The 15,484-nt window shown below is 59.5% G+C and carries 25 protein-coding genes; 1 reads left to right on the top strand and 24 read right to left on the bottom strand.

Annotated features, from left to right (window positions below; all coding sequences use genetic code 11):
- Positions 1-36: 36 nt before the first annotated feature.
- Genes WDB91_RS06940 through crcB form a run of 4 tightly spaced genes read right to left on the bottom strand, consistent with a single transcriptional unit; the run spans position 37 to position 2,826 of the window.
- A complete protein-coding gene (locus tag WDB91_RS06940; protein WP_339114401.1) occupies positions 37-747 on the bottom strand; it encodes an ATP12 family protein in 711 nt (236 codons plus the stop codon).
- The gene (locus tag WDB91_RS06935; RefSeq protein ID WP_339114400.1) at positions 744-1,406 is read right to left on the bottom strand and encodes an HAD-IA family hydrolase; all 663 of its coding nucleotides are present in this window, start codon (positions 1,404-1,406) and stop codon (positions 744-746) included. Before WDB91_RS06935 ends, WDB91_RS06940 begins: the two co-directional genes overlap by 4 nt.
- Entirely contained in the window at positions 1,406-2,449 is a 1,044-nt protein-coding gene (locus WDB91_RS06930; RefSeq protein WP_339114399.1) for an RluA family pseudouridine synthase, read from the bottom strand. Before WDB91_RS06930 ends, WDB91_RS06935 begins: the two co-directional genes overlap by 1 nt.
- Entirely contained in the window at positions 2,446-2,826 is a 381-nt protein-coding gene (crcB, locus tag WDB91_RS06925; RefSeq protein WP_339114398.1) for a fluoride efflux transporter CrcB, read from the bottom strand. Before crcB ends, WDB91_RS06930 begins: the two co-directional genes overlap by 4 nt.
- Positions 2,827-2,991: 165 nt before the next feature.
- Here crcB and WDB91_RS06920 point away from each other — a divergent pair, with 165 nt between their 5' ends.
- Positions 2,992-4,323, top strand: a complete 1,332-nt coding sequence (locus WDB91_RS06920; RefSeq protein ID WP_339114397.1) for a replication-associated recombination protein A — start codon at positions 2,992-2,994, stop codon at positions 4,321-4,323.
- Here the strand turns inward: WDB91_RS06920 and WDB91_RS06915 are convergent.
- The 20 genes from WDB91_RS06915 to rpmC form a co-directional block, all read right to left on the bottom strand.
- The gene (locus WDB91_RS06915) at positions 4,320-4,931 is read right to left on the bottom strand and encodes an autoinducer binding domain-containing protein (protein ID WP_339114396.1); all 612 of its coding nucleotides are present in this window, start codon (positions 4,929-4,931) and stop codon (positions 4,320-4,322) included. The genes WDB91_RS06920 and WDB91_RS06915 overlap by 4 nt on opposite strands.
- Before the next feature lie 209 nt (positions 4,932-5,140).
- Complete coding sequence (gene rplQ, locus WDB91_RS06910) at positions 5,141-5,557, bottom strand: 50S ribosomal protein L17 (protein WP_339114395.1); 417 nt, start codon at positions 5,555-5,557, stop codon at positions 5,141-5,143.
- A gap of 154 nt (positions 5,558-5,711) precedes the next feature.
- Positions 5,712-6,728, bottom strand: coding sequence for a DNA-directed RNA polymerase subunit alpha (locus tag WDB91_RS06905; RefSeq protein WP_339114394.1), 1,017 nt, complete (start codon positions 6,726-6,728; stop codon positions 5,712-5,714).
- A gap of 117 nt (positions 6,729-6,845) precedes the next feature.
- On the bottom strand, positions 6,846-7,235 hold the full coding sequence (gene rpsK / locus WDB91_RS06900) for a 30S ribosomal protein S11 (RefSeq protein ID WP_339114393.1): 390 nt from the start codon (positions 7,233-7,235) through the stop codon (positions 6,846-6,848).
- A 15-nt stretch (positions 7,236-7,250) separates the two neighbouring features.
- Positions 7,251-7,619, bottom strand: coding sequence for a 30S ribosomal protein S13 (gene rpsM, locus WDB91_RS06895; RefSeq protein ID WP_339114392.1), 369 nt, complete (start codon positions 7,617-7,619; stop codon positions 7,251-7,253).
- A gap of 182 nt (positions 7,620-7,801) precedes the next feature.
- Positions 7,802-8,389: an adenylate kinase gene (locus tag WDB91_RS06890; RefSeq protein WP_339114391.1), complete on the bottom strand. Its 588-nt coding sequence runs from the start codon at positions 8,387-8,389 to the stop codon at positions 7,802-7,804.
- 14 nt (positions 8,390-8,403) lie between these two features.
- Entirely contained in the window at positions 8,404-9,765 is a 1,362-nt protein-coding gene (gene secY / locus WDB91_RS06885; RefSeq protein ID WP_339114390.1) for a preprotein translocase subunit SecY, read from the bottom strand.
- 112 nt (positions 9,766-9,877) lie between these two features.
- Entirely contained in the window at positions 9,878-10,348 is a 471-nt protein-coding gene (gene rplO, locus WDB91_RS06880; RefSeq protein ID WP_339114389.1) for a 50S ribosomal protein L15, read from the bottom strand.
- Positions 10,349-10,526: 178 nt separating this feature from the next.
- On the bottom strand, positions 10,527-10,862 hold the full coding sequence (locus tag WDB91_RS06875) for a ribonuclease E inhibitor RraB (RefSeq protein ID WP_339114388.1): 336 nt from the start codon (positions 10,860-10,862) through the stop codon (positions 10,527-10,529).
- Positions 10,863-10,940: 78 nt separating this feature from the next.
- A complete protein-coding gene (gene rpmD / locus WDB91_RS06870; protein ID WP_339114387.1) occupies positions 10,941-11,126 on the bottom strand; it encodes a 50S ribosomal protein L30 in 186 nt (61 codons plus the stop codon).
- A 12-nt stretch (positions 11,127-11,138) separates the two neighbouring features.
- Positions 11,139-11,693, bottom strand: coding sequence for a 30S ribosomal protein S5 (rpsE, locus tag WDB91_RS06865; RefSeq protein WP_339114386.1), 555 nt, complete (start codon positions 11,691-11,693; stop codon positions 11,139-11,141).
- A 155-nt stretch (positions 11,694-11,848) separates the two neighbouring features.
- Positions 11,849-12,208 (bottom strand): 50S ribosomal protein L18, encoded by a 360-nt coding sequence (rplR, locus tag WDB91_RS06860; RefSeq protein ID WP_339114385.1) that lies wholly within the window; start codon positions 12,206-12,208, stop codon positions 11,849-11,851.
- Positions 12,209-12,219: 11 nt separating this feature from the next.
- A complete protein-coding gene (gene rplF, locus WDB91_RS06855) occupies positions 12,220-12,753 on the bottom strand; it encodes a 50S ribosomal protein L6 (RefSeq protein ID WP_339114384.1) in 534 nt (177 codons plus the stop codon).
- A gap of 12 nt (positions 12,754-12,765) precedes the next feature.
- Positions 12,766-13,164 carry a 30S ribosomal protein S8 gene (rpsH, locus tag WDB91_RS06850; protein WP_339114383.1) on the bottom strand — a complete coding sequence of 133 codons (399 nt, stop codon included), beginning with the start codon at positions 13,162-13,164 and terminating at the stop codon, positions 12,766-12,768.
- Positions 13,165-13,176: 12 nt separating this feature from the next.
- The gene (gene rpsN / locus WDB91_RS06845) at positions 13,177-13,482 is read right to left on the bottom strand and encodes a 30S ribosomal protein S14 (RefSeq protein ID WP_339108075.1); all 306 of its coding nucleotides are present in this window, start codon (positions 13,480-13,482) and stop codon (positions 13,177-13,179) included.
- Positions 13,483-13,500: 18 nt separating this feature from the next.
- Positions 13,501-14,058 (bottom strand): 50S ribosomal protein L5, encoded by a 558-nt coding sequence (gene rplE, locus WDB91_RS06840; protein ID WP_339114382.1) that lies wholly within the window; start codon positions 14,056-14,058, stop codon positions 13,501-13,503.
- Entirely contained in the window at positions 14,058-14,363 is a 306-nt protein-coding gene (rplX, locus tag WDB91_RS06835) for a 50S ribosomal protein L24 (protein WP_339108077.1), read from the bottom strand. Before rplX ends, rplE begins: the two co-directional genes overlap by 1 nt.
- The gene (gene rplN, locus WDB91_RS06830; protein ID WP_339114381.1) at positions 14,363-14,731 is read right to left on the bottom strand and encodes a 50S ribosomal protein L14; all 369 of its coding nucleotides are present in this window, start codon (positions 14,729-14,731) and stop codon (positions 14,363-14,365) included. The genes rplX and rplN overlap by 1 nt, the downstream gene beginning before the upstream one ends.
- A gap of 97 nt (positions 14,732-14,828) precedes the next feature.
- Positions 14,829-15,062 (bottom strand): 30S ribosomal protein S17, encoded by a 234-nt coding sequence (gene rpsQ, locus WDB91_RS06825; protein WP_339114380.1) that lies wholly within the window; start codon positions 15,060-15,062, stop codon positions 14,829-14,831.
- A gap of 11 nt (positions 15,063-15,073) precedes the next feature.
- On the bottom strand, positions 15,074-15,277 hold the full coding sequence (gene rpmC, locus WDB91_RS06820; protein ID WP_339114379.1) for a 50S ribosomal protein L29: 204 nt from the start codon (positions 15,275-15,277) through the stop codon (positions 15,074-15,076).
- Positions 15,278-15,484 lie beyond the last annotated feature (207 nt).

Raw genomic sequence — 15,484 nt, 5'->3', positions numbered from 1 at the left:
GAAAGGAACTCAAACTTGCCTTTTTAGACAGGCCGTTCATTCGTGTAACAAGGACCAGAACCGCGCGGCGTCCAGAAGAGCCTGTTTTTTGACCAGATCTGCAAGATGGGCCTCTTCGTCCCGGCCCCATTCTTCCGCTTGGAATCTCTCGTCAATTCGCGACAGCGTGAAGGCCTGTTCGGCGTCGATCTCACCTTCGATCACGGCCAGACCCAGAATCAGCGAGCCGCTGATTCCCACCAGATCATGCAGCGGTGACAGCTCGAAGGGGGTCAGCGCGCGCACCTCGTCATGCAGTTTGCGGAGGTCGACTTCCGGTTGCGGGACGGGCAGAAGCCCCTGCGTGACCGCAAGCGTGACCCCGTAACGCGCCTTGGCCCAAGCCAGAAGCGGGTCCCAGCCCTCGGCCTGGCGCTCGGCCAGACGCTCCGGCTGATCGGCGCGATAGCATAGCAGATCGGTGCCGCCATATTCCGCAATATAGGCCGCAACCTCCTCATGCTGGACGGCGACCTTGTCGATGGCGGCATTGGCCGCGCGGGTGAGTGGCATGGTCTCGGGCTTGATCTCGCCCTCCTGCGCGTCCCATTCGGCGGCAATCGCAAGCGCCAGCGCCTGTGTCGGCACCACCAGCGGCGCCTTTGCGGGGGTCTTCACCGGACGCCCGTCGAGCGCCACGCCGAACCCGTCGTCGGACGCCACTACGGTTGCCTCTTTCCAGAAACGTTTCGCAGTCCAGCTGCTCATGCCACCTCCTCCGTTAGGCGCGTCAGAAGCGCCTCCAACTCTTTGAAATCGTGAACGATATGATCCACACCGGCAGCCTCGAGCGCGTCCAGCGGATGATATCCCCATGCCACCCCGATGGTGCGCAGACCGGCGGCACGGCCCATCTCGATATCGTAGCTCGTATCCCCGATCATGACCGCCTGCGCAGCCTCCATGCCCGTTTCCTCGAGCGCCGCCTGCACCATGGCAGGATGCGGCTTGGAGGGATGGTCATCGGCGCATTGCAGCGACACAAAATGCCGCTCGAGCCCATGATGCTCGACCAGCGCGCGCAATCCGCGGCGCGATTTTCCGGTCGCCACCGCAAGCACGGTATCCTCGCGCGCCTGCAGACGGTCCAGCAAGTCCTTGGCCCCCGGATAGAGCGGAGCGGGGCTGGCGGCACGCGCGGATTTGTAGCTGGCCTTGTAGCCCTCGACCACCGCATCGCGGGTCGCTTGCGGCGCATCGGGCAGAAGCCGCATCAGAGCCTCGGGCAACGAGAGCCCGACGATCGACAACACCTCGGAGGCAGGCAGAGGCGTCAGCCCTACTGCCTCGAACCCCAGCGCCATCGCATGGGTGATATGGTGCTGGCTATCCGAGATCGTGCCATCGACGTCGAAGATAGCAAGCATTACATCAGATCCTCGAACGGATCGGCGGGCACATCTTTCTCGTTCCAGTCCAGCAACTTCCATGTCTTTTTCATATGCTCGGGCAAGGGCGCCTCGACGGTGATGCGCTTGCCGGTGATCGGGTGATCGAAGCTGATCTGGCGCGCATGCAGGTGCAGCTTGCGCGAGACCTCGCCACCCAGCTGGGCGCCCCAGCCGTCGCCCATGTTTTCCTGGCTCGAGCCACCATATTTGCCGTCGCCCACGATCGGGTTGCCGATCTCGGCCATATGGGCGCGCAGCTGGTGGGTGCGCCCCGTGATCGGCACCAGCGCGACCCATGACAGGCGCTGGCCAAGGATATGCAGCGTGAAATAATCGGTAGTAGAACGCTTGGCCTCGGGATGCTCGTTCATCTTGGCGGGATGGATGCAGATCATCTTCTCGCCCGCGCCATGCGGCCCGTGACCGCCCTGCTTTTCAAGCCCGTAGCGGATTGTGCCGAATTTCGGCTGCGGTGCTCCCGCGACGGCCGCCCAGTAGATCTTGCGGGTGGTCTTGCGGCGGAAGGCCTCCGACAGGCGGCGTGCCACACGGTCGGTGCGCGCCAGAAGCAGCACGCCCGAGGTATCCTTGTCCAGACGGTGCACCAGTTTCGGGCGTTCTTTATAGCCGAACATCAGAGCGTCGGCGAGGCCGTCCACATGGACATTGCCCTGCCCCGACCCGCCCTGCGAAGGCAGACCCGGCGGCTTGTTGATCGCGATGATATGCTCGTCCTTCCAGATCACGCAGGACTGGATCATCTTCTCCTGATCGGAGGTGATCGCACCATCATTCTTGGGCTCGGGGCGCTCTTCGGGCAACGGGGGCACACGCACCTCCTGCCCTTCTTCCAGACGATGGGCCGGCTTTACCCGCCCGCCATCCACGCGGATCTGCCCCTTGCGGCAGAGTTTTTCCACCATGATCTGCGTCATCTGCGGAAAGCGCTTCTTCAGGAAGCGGTCAAGCCGCATTTCCGCGCCATCCGCATCGACCTTGACGTTTTGAACCTTGCTCATGCCAGCACCCAGCGCATTACATGCACCCCGAAAATAAGACCCAGAAGAGACGCCCCGAGCGAGATCGCAACATAAACGGAAGCCAGCCCCGTTTCGCCCCGCTCGATCAGCATCCATGTTTCAAGCGAGAAGGAGGAGAATGTGGTGAACCCGCCAAGGATCCCTGTCGCCAGAAAGGCGTTCCAGTGGGTCAATTCTTTCTGACCCAGAAACGTCACCAGAGCGCCCATCAAAAACGAGCCGACGATATTGACGAAGATCACCCCGAGAGGGATCTGTTGAGGCCCCATCATCCGCAGGATCGCCACCCCCGAGAGGTAGCGCCCGGAGGCACCGATCGCGCCACCCAGCGCCACTTGCAACATCGTCAACAACATCTTCATCTCCTATCGCAGGCGCTTTTGCCCCGCCTGCGTGCCGGAACCCGCCGCCTTGACGGGCCCTGCATCCTTCATCTTTGGTGTGCTTGTGCCATATCTGCACGGATGATGCACCGCAAATCCCGTCTTCATCTTGCCTGAAAGGGCGATTACTGTGCACCCATGAGCGATCTTTTCGACAACAGCCCCGACATGGCCGACCAGCGCCCCGCAACCGAGCCCGAGTCGCGCGACCGGCCGCTGGCCGACAGTCTGCGCCCGAAAGATATCACCGAGGTAATCGGCCAGGCCCATATTCTGGCCGAGGAGGCCCCGCTGGGCCGGATGCTGGCCTCGGGTAAACTGTCCTCGATGATCCTCTGGGGCCCGCCCGGTGTGGGCAAGACCACCATCGCGAGGCTCCTCGCGGACGCCTCCGACCGCCATTTCGTGCAGATCAGCGCGATCTTCTCGGGGGTGCCGGAACTGCGCAAGGTGTTCGATGCGGCCAAGACCCGCCGCCGCGCGGGCCAAGGGACGCTCCTCTTCGTGGACGAGATCCACCGTTTCAACAAGGCGCAGCAGGACGGCTTCCTGCCACATATGGAAGACGGCACCATCGTGCTCGTGGGGGCCACCACCGAGAACCCGAGTTTCGAGCTGAACCGCGCACTCTTGTCGCGCGCTCAGGTGATGGTGCTGCACAGGCTCGATGCGGGCGCTTTAGGGGAGCTTCTTTCGCGCGCCGAGGCCGCCCGTGGCACCCCCCTGCCCCTGACCGAAGAGGCACGCGCCACATTGGTGGCGATGGCCGATGGCGACGGGCGCGCCATGCTGAATCTCGTCGAGCAGGTCGCGGCGATCCGGGTGAGCACCCCGATGGATGCCAAAGAGCTGGCCCAGCGGCTGCAACGCCGCGCCGCCCAATATGACAAATCCGGCGACGAGCATTACAACCTGATCTCGGCCCTGCACAAATCCGTGCGCGGCTCCGACCCCGATGCGGCGCTTTACTGGTATGCGCGGATGCTCGAGGGCGGCGAGGACCCCCGCTATCTGGCACGGCGCTTCGTGCGGATGGCGGTCGAGGATATCGGCTTGGCCGACCCGCAGGCCCAGACCCACGCCCTCCATGCCTGGGAGATCTATGAGCGCATCGGCTCGCCCGAAGGCGAGCTGGCGCTGGCGCAAACGGTGATTTATCTGGCTTTGGCCCCCAAATCCAATGCGGGCTATGTGGGTTATAAGGGTGCGCGGGCATTGGCCAAGCAGACCGGATCGGCGCCGCCGCCCAAGCATATCCTGAATGCGCCGACCAGCCTTATGAAAGAGCAAGGCTATGGCGCGGGCTATGCCTATGATCATGATGCCGAGGACGGGTTCTCGGGACAGAATTACTTCCCCGACAATGTGCCCCGTGCGCAGCTCTATGACCCGCCCGATCGCGGATTCGAACGCGAGATGCGCAAGCGGGTGGACTGGTTCGCCAAGCTCCGCGCCAAGCGCAATAGCTAGATCAGGCGATGCTCGCGGGCTTTGCGGATCGCCTCGGAGGTGGTGCGCGCCTCGAGCCTGAGCCGCGCCGATTTCAGCCGCGCCTTGAAGGCGCTCTCGCTGATCCCCAGACGGGCCGCCGCCGCGGTATGGCGATCTCCCGAGGCAAGCAGGCGTAATGCCTCCGCTTGGGCCGGCGTGAGCGACAGGCACTCCTCGTGATGGGCATGCAGCGCCTGCGTGATCCGCGCCAGCGCTGCCAACTCCTCATCCGAAAATTCGCGCTCTACATGCGCGATGCCGATGATGGACCGCGAGGACATCGGACCCGCCGAGGCGCTCGCGCCGAAACAGAGCCCGAACCGCCCCGCCTCATCGAAGAGACCGAACGGATCCGGCAGCCGGATTGCGCTCCATCGCGTCACACCGGTATGGGAAATTCCCCAGAACACCGCAGGGTCACGCAGATAATAGGATCGCTCGTTATAGCGCGTCACCCAGTCGGGCGGGTAGCTGCTGTGATAGATACGGGGCTGCGCCAGACGGATATGCAGTCCGACCATATATCCGGCCGGGGCGAGCTTATCGAGCTCGTCAAGCAATGCCTCTGTTTCCGAATCAAATGCCATGGCATCCCAATATCTAGCCAAAATATGTGCGCGCCCCAACAGCTAGGTCGAAGCCGCCGACAGTCATTCAAACCAAACACCGATTATGGCACCGGATCTCCCCTTCAGGTGCCTGCCCCAAGCATTCCCCTAAAATCTTAAATAAAGCATTGAAAAACCCCGCCCAGAGGGACGGGGTTTGACCTTGTAGACCTAAAGGTAGGTCCGAATTATTCAGCAGCTTCTTCTGCTTCGAGGCGCGCACGGTCTGCTGCGCCTTTGGCCGACGCATCGCGCTCGACGAACTCGATGAAGGCCATCGGAGCCATATCGCCATAACGGAAACCGGCTTTGAGAACGCGGGTGTAACCACCGTTACGCTCTTTGAAACGCGGGCCGAGGACGTCGAACAGCTTGGCAACGTCTTTATCCTGCTTCAGCATCGAAGCCGCTTGACGACGTGCGTGCAGGTCGCCGCGCTTTGCCAGCGTGATCAGCTTCTCGATCACCGGACGAAGCTCTTTTGCTTTCGGCAGGGTGGTCTTGATTTGCTCATGCTCGATGAGCGAGCCGCACATGTTGGCGAACAGCGCCTTGCGGTGTTCGTGAGTACGGTTGAGACGGCGGTAACCGCGAGCGTGACGCATGTGAATTCTCCGTAATTGCGTTTTGCTTTGTCAGGGCGCCGATGCGTGCCGGTGCCTCAGTTGGGGCGGAGCCCGATATTCCCAGCCTACGCTGGCATTGAATGGGGGGCGTGTAGCCCACGCCCCCCTATCCGTCAAGCCTGTAAGCGCGAGATCAAAACTGATCTTCGAAACGCTTGGCCAGATCCTCGATATTCTCCGGCGGCCAGTCTTCGACTTCCATCCCGAGATGCAGCCCCATGCCCGAAAGCACTTCCTTGATCTCGTTAAGCGACTTGCGGCCGAAGTTCGGGGTGCGGAGCATCTCTGCTTCGGTTTTCTGGATGAGATCGCCGATATAGACGATGTTGTCGTTCTTGAGGCAGTTTGCCGAACGGACCGAGAGTTCCAGCTCGTCGACCTTCTTGAGGAGGAGCGGGTTGAACTCGAGACCGTCTTCCGCGTCTTGCTTCGACGCCGATTCGGGCTCTTCGAAGTTGACGAAGATCGACAGCTGGTCCTGCAGGATACGCGCCGCAAAAGCGACGGCGTCTTCCGGCGTGATCGAGCCATCGGTTTCGATCTTCATGGTCAGCTTGTCATAGTCCAGAACCTGACCTTCGCGAGTCGGGGTGACTTCGTAGGCAACCTTTTTCACCGGCGAGTAGATCGCGTCGATCGGGATCAGACCGATGGGCGCATCTTCGGGACGGTTCTTATCGGCGGCAACATAGCCTTTACCGGTATTCACGGTCAGTTCCATGAACAGGTCGGCGCCATCGTCGAGGTGGCAGATAACGTGCTCTTTGTTCAGAACCTCGATACCCGCGGTCTCCGCGATATCGCCAGCCGTGACAACGCCCGGACCTTTGGCCGAGACCGACACGCGCTTCGGACCTTCAATGTCCATACGCAGCGACACGCCTTTGAGGTTCAGCACGATGTCGGTGACGTCTTCACGCACACCGGCCACGCTCGAGAACTCGTGGAGAACGTTATCGATCTGAACGCTGGTGATGGCCGCGCCTTGCAGCGAGGACAGCAGAACGCGACGCAGAGCGTTGCCCAGAGTGAGGCCGAAACCACGCTCGAGCGGTTCTGCCACGAGCGAAGCCTGACGCTCCGGATCGTTACCCGGTTTCACTTCCAGCTGCGTCGGCTTGATCAGCTCGGCCCAATTTTTGTGGATCATGCAGTGCCTCCATACCTGTTCCCAACCCATGTCCTAAGCAGGGAACGCCCGAGGATAGAATGCGGACACGATTGGGCCGCGCGGGAAACCCCACACGGCCCAACCGGAATTCAAAAATCAGACGCGGCGGCGCTTCGGCGGACGGCAGCCGTTATGCGCGATCGGGGTGACGTCACGGATCGAGGTGACAGCCAGACCGACAGCAGCCAGTGCGCGCAGAGCCGATTCACGACCCGAACCCGGACCTTGAACTTCGACGTCTACGGTGCGCAGACCGTGCTCTTGTGCTTTGCGTGCAGCGTCTTCTGCAGCCATCTGAGCGGCGTAGGGGGTCGATTTACGCGAACCCTTGAAGCCCATGGTGCCCGAGGACGACCACGAGATGGCGTTGCCCTGAACGTCGGAGATCAGGATCTTGGTGTTGTTGAACGACGAGTTCACATGAACAACACCAGCGGCGATGTTCTTGCGCTCTTTACGCTTCGTGCGGACCTTTTCACGTGCCATGTGTCAAGCCTCCCCTTACTTCTTCTTGCCAGCAATGGCTTTTGCCGGGCCCTTGCGGGTACGAGCGTTGGTATGGGTACGCTGACCGCGAACCGGAAGGTTCCGGCGGTGACGCAGACCGCGGTAGCAGCCCAGGTCCATCAGACGCTTAACGTTCATTTGAACTTCACGGCGCAGGTCACCTTCAACGGTGAGGTTTGCGTCGATATATTCACGGATCGCGAGAACCTCTGCGTCCGACAGCTCGTTCACACGACGGGTCGCGTCGATGCCAACGGCTTCACAGATTTTACGCGCGGTGTCGTCGCCGATACCGGTGATATAGGTCAATGCGATCGGGGTGCGTTTCCCGGTCGGGATGTTGACGCCAGCAATACGTGCCAAAGCGTGCTTCCTTCACGTTGCGGTTCCGTAGCTCCAGAACCTTTTTTCACAACAGATGGCCCGAAACCTCATGTTTCGGACCCTGATTCCGACAGGGTGTAAATCCTGTCGAAAAATTGATTCTCATAAGAGAGACTTGCACCTACGAGGTTCCGCCCGCAACGTCAAGCCTCCCTGATGATTTATTGCTGCTGATCCAGGATCGCCGCGATCTGGGCGGCGACAGTATCAATCTCGGCCAGACCATCCACACGGAACAGATCGCCCGAGTGGTAGTAATAACCGATCAGCGGCGAAGTCTTCTTGTAATATTCCCGCAGGCGGTCACCGAAAACTTCAGCGTTGTCATCCTTACGGACCGGCAGCCCCTTGGCGGCAGCTTCCTCGGCACGGCCCACTATACGACCGACCAGAATCGCATCATCGACAACCAGCTCGATCACGGCATCAAGCTTCTGCCCCATACGCGCCAGAAGCGCGTTGAGGGCGTCCGCCTGCCCCAGCGTGCGCGGGAAACCGTCGAAGATGAAGCCGTTACCATCGGTATTGCTCAGCTTCTCCTCGATCAGGCCGATCACGATCTCGTCGGTGACCAGCTCGCCGCGATCCATCACCTCGGCAACCTTCAGACCCATCTCGGTGCCCGAGGTTTTGGCCTCGCGCAGCATGTCGCCGGTCGAAAGCTGGACCATACCGCGTTCCGCGACGAGTTTACCGGCTTGGGTCCCTTTGCCGGCCCCGGGCGGGCCAAGCAAGATGATATTGGTCATAATCAATTTTCCTTTTAGCGGCGCGCAGGGGCCTTACGGCCGGACTTCTTGCGCTTGCCACGAAGTTGCGACTTTTCGATCAGACCTTCGTATTGGTGCGCAAGAAGATGCGACTGCACCTGATTGATCGTGTCCATCGTCACGGAGACGATGATCAGGACCGAGGTGCCGCCAAAGTAGAACGGGATCGAAAGCGACGAGCGGAGGATCTCCGGCAGCAAGCACACAGCCGCCAGATAAGCCGAACCGATCACCAACACACGCGAAACCACGTAATCAAGGTAATCTTCGGTTTTCTTACCGGGACGGATACCCGGAATAAAACCGCCTTGGTTCTTGAGATTGTCCGCGACTTCATCCGATTTGAAGGACACATTCGCCGTGTAGAAATACGCGAAGAACACGATCATCGCCACGTAGAACAGCAGATAAAGCGGCTGACCCGGCCCGAAATAGGCCAGAATGGTCGACATCACGGGGCCGGTATTGCCGCCCGAGAATGTCGCAATGGTGGTCGGCAGGAGCAAGAGCGACGAAGCGAAGATCGCAGGGATAACGCCTGCGGGGTTCACCTTGATCGGCAGATGCGAGGAGCCGCCATCATAGATTTTCATCCCCACCTGACGGCGCGGATACTGGATATGGATCTTGCGCAGCGCGCGCTCCATGAAGACCACGAAACCGATCACGGCAATGATCATAACGATCACGGCGATGGTTGCAGGCAGCGAGATCGCGCCGGCGCGGCCCTGGGCTAGGAAGCTCGCGAAATGCGCAGGGATTTCGGCGACGATGCCGACGAAGATGATCAGCGAGATCCCGTTACCGATGCCGCGTGCGGTGATCTGCTCACCCACCCACATCAGGAACATGGTGCCCCCAACCAGCGTGATGACCACAGCTGCCTGGAAATAAAGGCCCGGATCGTGCGCAAGACCACCGGCTTCAAGTGATTTCGCCAGACCATAGGCCTGGAACGTCGCCAGAGCGACGGTGCCATAACGCGTGATCTGGTTGATCTTCTTGCGGCCTTGCTCGCCCTCTTTCTTCATCTGCTCCAGCGCCGGAACCATTGCGGCCAGCAGCTGAACGATGATGGAGGCCGAGATATACGGCATGATGCCCAGAGCAAAAATACCCATACGGCCGAGTGCGCCGCCCGTGAACATCGAGAGGATGCCCCCGAGGCCAGCGCCCGCGCTGTCCATAAAGTCGCGCAGGGCCTGTGCGTCGATCCCCGGAACAGGGATGTAGGTCCCCAACCGGTAGATGATCAGCAAGCCGATGGTGAAGAAAATCCGTTGGCGAAGCTCGGTGGCCTTGCCCAGGGCGCCCCAAGAGAGGTTCGCCGCCATTTGCTCTGCAGCAGATGCCATATGCCTGTCTCTTTCATGTCAGCGCCGCCAGACCGGTATCCCGATCGGCGGCGCCAGAAAACCTATGCCTTTGTAAGCAGACCGGGGCCTGCTCACAACAGCTGATTAAGCCTTACTCGGCAGCGGCAGCCGCAACGGTGAGTTTACCGCCTGCTTTTTCGACAGCTTCAACAGCCGATTTCGAAGCACCGGTGACGTTCAGGGTCAGAGCCGACTTCACGTCGCCTTTGGCCAGAACGCGGATGCCGTCCAGCTTGCGGCGCACGAGGCCCGAAGCAACCAGAACGTCTTCGTTGATCTCTGCTTTCGCGTCGATTTTGCCGGCCTCGATGAATTTCTCGATCAGGCCGAGGTTAACAACAGCGAAGTGCTTGGCGTTGGGCTTCGAGAAGCCACGCTTCGGCAGACGACGGTAGAGCGGCATTTGGCCACCCTCGTAACCGTTCAGTGCAACACCCGAACGCGACTTCTGACCTTTGATACCACGGCCAGCCGTTTTACCTTTGCCCGAGCCCGGACCACGGGCAACGCGTTTTTTCTTCTGGGCAGCGCCCGCATTATCACGGAGTTCGTGAAGTTTCATATCGCTTCTCCTATCGCCGGACGTGACCCCAGAAGCGTAGCTGGGTCAGCCTCGGCATTTCTTGTTCTGCTTACGCAATTGATTCGGGCCCCGCGAGGGGGCCTGCCGCCGCTATACAGCCGCAAACGCCCACAGGCAACCGTTTAGACAAAGCGCCCAATCAGCAGGGCCCCTGCCCTCATTTACCGGAAAACGCCCACCCGTCGGGAGCAAAGCCGTGGATCGAGGCCAGCAATGTTAGCTGCTCTTCATGGGTCCACAGACTCTCCGCATTCAACGCGATGACGGGCGTCGTGATCTCGGCCACGGCCTCGTCCTCATCATCCTGCGCCTCATAGAACTCGACACTGTAGCCAAGCCCTTCGGCAGCGTCCGACAGCTCGTCCCAGTTGGCACCGGCGTCATCCATTACGAACTGGAAGGCCACAACGCCCTGTTCCGGAACGGCATCCATCTTGGCGATTTCGGCGAAAATCTGGAAGGTCTCGGCCTTCTGGTCTTTCATATCCATCATTACTCTCCCGCAAGGACAGGCTGATACCAAAACGCCCCGGACAATGCCGGGGCGTTTTGTGAAAAATACTGAACGAAATCAGGCTTTTTCTTCGACGATCGCAACAAGGTGCGGGATCGAGTTTACCATGCCGCGGACGGCGGGGGTATCTTCGAGCTCGCGGGTGCGGTTCATCTTGTTCAAACCGAGGCCTTTCAGCGTAGCGCGCTGAGAAGCGGGACGGCGGATCGGCGAACCGATTTGTTTCACAACGATAGTAGCCATGTCCTGATCTCCTTACGCGTCAGCCGATTCGGCTTCCGGCTTCTTCAGGATGTCAGCCACTTTCTTGCCACGGCGAGCCGCGACGTTACGGGGGCTTTGTTCCTGACGAAGCGCATCAAGCGTCGCACGGATCATGTTGTAGGGGTTCTGCGAACCGGTCGACTTGGCGACCACGTCCTGAACGCCCAGCATCTCGAAGACGGCACGCATCGGACCACCTGCGATGATACCGGTACCTTGCGGTGCGGTGCGCATGATCACGCGGCCAGCGCCGTGACGGCCTTCGATATCGTGGTGCAGCGTACGCGCGTCACGCAGCGGAACACGGAACATGTTGCGCTTTGCTTGCTCGGTCGCCTTACGGATTGCCTCCGGCACCTCTTTCGCTTTGCCTTTGCCGAAGCCAACGCGGCCGCGCTGGTCGCCAACAACAACGAGAGCGGCGAAGCCGAAGCGCTTACCGCCCTTGACGGTTTTCGACACGCGGTTGATCGCGACAAGACGATCTGCGAATTCCGGGGTCTCTTCGCGGTCGCGGCGATCCCGGCGGTTTTCACGTTCTGCCATGAAAACATCTCCTGATATGGACCGAAGTCCTTTTCCCAATCCAAGTGGATTTATGTCCCTGGATCATCGAGGGGTTGCCCCCTGCTCTAAAATCGAAGGGCGCTTTGGGGCGCCCTTCGAGAGATTTCGATCACCCTGCCCTGAGGCAGAAAGGATCAGAACTTCAGACCGCCTTCGCGTGCTGCATCGGCCAGAGCTTTGATTTTCCCGTGGAACAGGAAACCGCCGCGGTCGAAGTAGCAATCGGTCACGCCAGCCGCTTTCGCGCGCTCTGCGATGGTTGCACCGATTTTGGTCGCTGCTTCCACGTTGTTCTTGCCAACCAGGCCCAGATCCTTCTCGAGGGTCGAAGCTGCTGCAAGGGTCACACCGTTGACGTCGTCGATCAGCTGGACGCTGATGTTCTTCGACGAGCGGTGAACCGACAGACGCGCACGGCCATTGGCCATTTTGCGCAGTTTGTTCCGCACGCGCAGGCGGCGCTTCAGGAACAGTTCTCTTTTCTTGTTCGCCATTTTCGCGCCCCTTACTTCTTCTTGCCTTCCTTACGGAAGACATACTCACCCTTGTAGCGGATCCCTTTGCCTTTATAGGGCTCGGGAGCGCGCCACTCGCGGATATTCGCAGCGACCTGACCAACGAGTTGCTGGTCGATGCCTTCGATGACGATCTCGGTGTTCTTGGGCGACGTAATGGTCACGCCGGCCGGAACAACGAAGTCCACATCATGCGAATAGCCCAGAGCCAGCTTCAGAGTGTTGCCCTGCATCGTGGCGCGGTAACCCACACCTTGAATTTCGAGCTCTTTCTTGAAGCCGACAGTGACACCGGTCACAAGGTTCGCGATCATCGAGCGGGCCATACCCCACTGCTGACGCGCACGCTTGGACAGGCCACGCGGGGTCACGGAAACCGACGAATCTTCAACCGCGAGGGTCACATCGTCGGTGGCGGTGAAGGTCCGGGTCCCTTTCGGGCCCTTCACTTCGATGGTTTGGCCGGACACCGAAGCGGTTACACCGCTCGGAAGTTCCACTGCCTTCTTACCAATACGAGACATCGTGAGACCTCCTTAGAAGACGGTGCAGAGGACTTCGCCGCCAACATTGGCGCTACGAGCTTCTGCATCCGACATCACGCCCTTGGACGTGGAGACGATGGAAACGCCGAGGCCCTGGCGGACCGACGGGACGTCTTTTGCAGCCATGTATACACGACGGCCGGGGGTCGAAACGCGTTTGATTTCGCGAATAACCGGCGTGCCTTCGTAGTACTTGAGGCTGATGGTGAGCTCAGGCAGGCCGCGCGAGTCGGTGGTCGACTCGTAACCGCGGATGTAGCCTTCCGCTGCAAGCACATCCAGAACCCATGCGCGCAGTTTCGACGCGGGGGTTTTGACGGTGGACTTGCCGCGCATTTGCGCGTTGCGGATACGGGTCAGCATATCGCCGAGAGGATCGTTCATAGACATATTCCGACCTCCTTACCAGCTCGACTTGACCATGCCGGGGATCTGGCCGAACGAGGCCAGGTCACGCAGCTTGATACGCGAGACTTTGAGCTTACGGTAGTAAGCGTGGGGACGACCGGTCAGCTGGCAACGGTTGTGCAAGCGGACAGCCGACGAATTGCGCGGCAGTTCTGCCAGCTTCAGGGAAGCTTTGAAGCGCTCTTCCATCGGACGATCCTGATCGGCGATGACTTCTTTCAGCGCGGCGCGTTTGGCGGCGTATTGTTTAACAAGACGCTCACGCTTCACTTCGCGCGCAACCATGGATTTTTTAGCCATTGTTCACTCTCCTCGCGATCAAGCCGTGAACGGCATGTTGAAGTGCTTCAGAAGCGCCTTCGCCTGCACGTCATCATTGCTCGTGGTCACGATGATGATGTCCATACCCAGAACTTCGTCGACTTTATCGAAATCGATCTCGGGGAACACGATCTGTTCCTTGAGGCCCATTGCGAAGTTGCCACGGCCATCGAAGGACGGCTTCACGCCGCGGAAGTCGCGAACGCGCGGCAGTGCCACGTTGATCAGGCGGTCGAGGAATTCGTACATACGGGTGCCGCGCAGGGTCACCTTGCAGCCGAGCGGCATCTCTTCACGAACGCGGAAGCCTGCAATGGACTTCTTCGCTTTCGTCATGACAGCCTTCTGACCGGCGATGAGCGTCAGCTCTTCAGCGGCTTGCTTGACTTTCTTGGTGTCTTTCGTGGCTTCGCCAACGCCCATGTTGATCACGATCTTTTCGATCTTCGGGATCATCATGTCATTTTTCAGACCGAATTCTTCCTTCATGGCAGCACGGATCTTGGATTCGTACTCTGCCTTCAGGCGCGGGGTGTAGGTAGCTTGATCGAGCATCAGATTACGTCCCCTGTGGTCTTGGCGAAACGAACCTTTTTGCCGTCTTCCATGCGGAAGCCAACGCGGGTCGCTTTGCCGTTTGCGTCCAGCAGAGCGAGGTTCGACAGGTCGATCGGCATTGCCTTCGGCTGACGGCCACCTTGGCTCGTTTGGGTTTGACGGGTGTGACGGATAGCTACGTTCACGCCATCGACAACGGCTTTGTTCGAAGCCGGCATAACCGAGGTGATCTCACCTTGTTTGCCTTTGTCCTTACCGGACAGAACAACAACCTTATCACCTTTACGGAGTTTAGCAGCCATTACAGCACCTCCGGAGCAAGCGAGATGATTTTCATGAAGTTCTTGGCGCGCAGTTCGCGAACAACCGGTCCGAAGATACGGGTACCAACGGGCTCGTTGTTGTTGTTCAGAATGACTGCTGCGTTCGAGTCGAAACGGATGGCGGTGCCATCTTCACGACGAACTTCTTTAGCGGTGCGAACGACGACGGCTTTACGCACGTCACCTTTTTTCACACGGCCACGCGGAATGGCTTCCTTTACGGAGACGACGATAATGTCGCCGACCGACGCATAGCGACGGTGCGAACCACCCAGAACCTTGATGCACTGAACTTTCCGAGCACCGGAATTGTCAGCAACATCCAGATTGGTCTGCATCTGGATCATAGGGTTACTCCCGACCTTTGGAGACGACCATGCAGTTGGCGCCCCAGGGTTTCGATAAACTGGTGTTTATCGCCGGGCCTGTCATTCCTTGCGGAAATCAGGCCTCGACGACGACCGTCCAGCGCTTGGTCTTCGAAATCGGCGCACACTCTTCGATACGAACGGTGTCACCTACCTTGAAGGTATTGTTCGCATCATGCGCACGATACTTCTTGGATTTACGAATGGTCTTTTTCAGAACGGGGTGCGTGAAGCGGCGTTCAACGATGACGGTGATCGTCTGCTCGTTCTTGTCCGAGGTCACGACGCCTTGAAGGATACGTTTGGGCATGGGAAGATTCCTCAGTTCGCAGCAGCGTCAGCAGCTTTTTGGTTCAACACGGTTTTCACGCGAGCGACGTTACGACGAACGGCGCGCATGCGAGCGGTGTTTTCCAGCTGGTTCGTGGCTGCCTGGAAACGGAGGTTAAACGCTTCCTTTTTCAGCGCAACGAGCTCGTCACGGAGCTCATCGGCCGTCTTGGCCTTGAGTTCTTGGGCTTTCATGCCTTTGGTCCTTTAAATAGCACCAGAGGGCCCCGCTTGGGTGCGTTGACACACTTGGGGTGACCCTGATTCTGGTGGGTTATGTCGGTCCTGTCACCAGGAACTCGGGCCAACTAACATCATCAGCCCGCTCTGGCAAGGGGAAATCCAATAAAACAAGGCGCAGAGGTCTCCCCCTGCGCCTTGTTCCGATTCATAGAGACTGGA

It is taken from the genome of Thioclava sp. GXIMD2076 (assembly GCF_037949795.1).
Lineage (GTDB): Bacteria > Pseudomonadota > Alphaproteobacteria > Rhodobacterales > Rhodobacteraceae > Thioclava > Thioclava kandeliae.
The sequence above is the reverse complement of the archived record's forward strand: the minus strand, read 5'-3'. Positions and strand labels throughout refer to the sequence as shown.